Here is a 2049-nt window from a genome sequence, read left to right on the forward strand (position 1 = left end):
ATTGCGTGCAGCTTCGTCGATCGTGGCTTTCCATGCCTGCACCGTTCGTGTCGTGCCGACCTTCGGCGAAAAATCGTGCGTGTTGCCAGTTGCGGCCTTGCCGATCCATGCGAGCGGTTCGCGCTCGGTGTTGAAGTTCGGGCCGGCGAGGAACAGCACGACGAGGTTCTCGTTGATCTGCGCATCCGTGGGCGGGAAGTTCGGGGCGTCCCAGTTCATTGCCCAGACAGTCTTGTCGGGGTTCGCCTGCAAGTAATCCAGCGCGTTGTTCAGCGACGTGAAGCCGGCGTTTGCGCCGCCTTGAGTAATTTGCACGTCGGGAGGCGTGTCGCGGCTCCACATCGTCGGGAAATGCCGATTGCCAATCGAGAACGTCTTTCGGATCGAGTCTTTCAAGTAGGTTTGCGAGTCGTCGATTTCGAGTCGATTCGGAATGGCAAGTTCGACACGAATGCCCGCCAGTTCGCGCCAGTCATTTTTATTGGCCGGGCTCACCGTGTAGAAATATTTCGGATTGGATGCATAGCGTGAGCTAAGTAGGAGCGGAAACTTGTACATGTACTTGTGGTAGAAGCCCTTGAACGTTTCCTCGCCCTCATTGCCGTAAACCAACGCCCCAATCGACTGAAGCGTGGAAAATGACTTCGGGTCGGTGCGCACCATGTCGTCGTTCTTGTTCGGTGCGGCGAGCCCTTGCGTCCACAACAATTGCCATTCGGTCGGATAGTCCATGCGTTGCAAAGGATTCAACCAAATCAGACCGACCACCTGCGCGACGAAGGGCTTCACCGGCTTCTCGGCTGCCAGCGCCATATTCCCTACAGCCTCCTTGGCAGGCGCAGCTTGTGCCGGACGCATCACTGACGTGGTCAACAGAAACACCATGAGCGCGGCCAGGCCAGGTACAACAATGAAGCGTTTCATCCAATCTCCTATTTCCACATGTGCCGGATCGGGTTGCTCTACGTAAGCCATCAGCATGGCCATGAGCACGACGGTAATCAGCCATGCCGAAACGGCAATAGCGACACGTCGCGGCCATGTAGCGATTAGCGCCTTCAAATCACACCTCCGACTTTCAAATAAAGTTCTCCTTCACGTTGATCCGCGATCGCGCCGGGAATATTTCCTTCGCTGCCCTCGGTATGTACCCATTCATGCAGCGGCAAGTCGTCGAATTTTCCGCGTGAAAAATATTCGTAATACTTCTTGTTTGGATTGTCATCCGGAATACCTTCACCCATCCGCCAGTCCGCCTCGATACGCAACGCTTTGAGTTGCTTCTCCGTTACGTAGCACAAGCCCACCGCGACGTCATACGCAAGCGCCTTTTCGGCATGCTCGGGATTGGTCATCGTCGTTGAGTGATTCGTGGGGCTGTTGGTCGCACCGCGATCGAGCCAATCGACGATCTGTTTGTCGCGCCAATCCTTGTAGCCTTCGGGCATCGCGCTTTTACCGTCCTCGCCGATCACGTGGCCGTCGCGATCGAGCCACTCCGAATTCAGCGTTCGGCGCGCTTCCATTCGCATCAGCGCGCGGTCCTCGTAACGCTGTCCGGCTTCCGTTGAGGCTGTACCTCGGGCGACGCTGGCCTCGTTCTTTGCCTTGTACTGGTCGTACGGATCGTCGCCGCGCTTGTCTGCCTCGGTCTTGTTCGCATCGCGCCAAGCAGCCGGCGGATCGTTGCCTTCGTTGAAGTCGCTTGTCGCATCGCCGTCCTTCGTCTCGACGGGTTTACCGAATCGCATCGCCTTCGGCGGGAACGGCTCGTCGAGTTCCGGCGCATCCGCCACCACCGTCCAACCCTTCGGCGGGTCAGCGTTAACGCGGAGCATGTTCAACGCCGAACTGATGCCGGTCACGACGAACATGAGTGGCGCAGTCACGAGCGTCGCTGCCATGCCCAACACAGACTCATTCCCTTTGATCGCGCCCACCAGATTGAATTTGGCCGGCGGCGACGGCGGATACCAGAACCCCGGCTTCGTTCCTTGTTTGCCATGCCGCCAATCGTCTTCCCAATACCGGTACGGTTTCTGCACGCCG

At 57.7% G+C, this 2049-nt stretch carries 2 pseudogenes; both read right to left on the reverse strand.

The features are described from left to right. A pseudogene (locus U4Z31_RS36785) lies at positions 1-924 on the reverse strand (virulence factor); the annotation flags it as partial. 134 nt (positions 925-1058) lie between these two features. Then, a pseudogene (locus U4Z31_RS36790) lies at positions 1059-2049 on the reverse strand (hypothetical protein); the annotation flags it as partial.

This window comes from Burkholderia sp. BCC1985, from assembly GCF_905339915.1.
GTDB lineage: Bacteria > Pseudomonadota > Gammaproteobacteria > Burkholderiales > Burkholderiaceae > Burkholderia.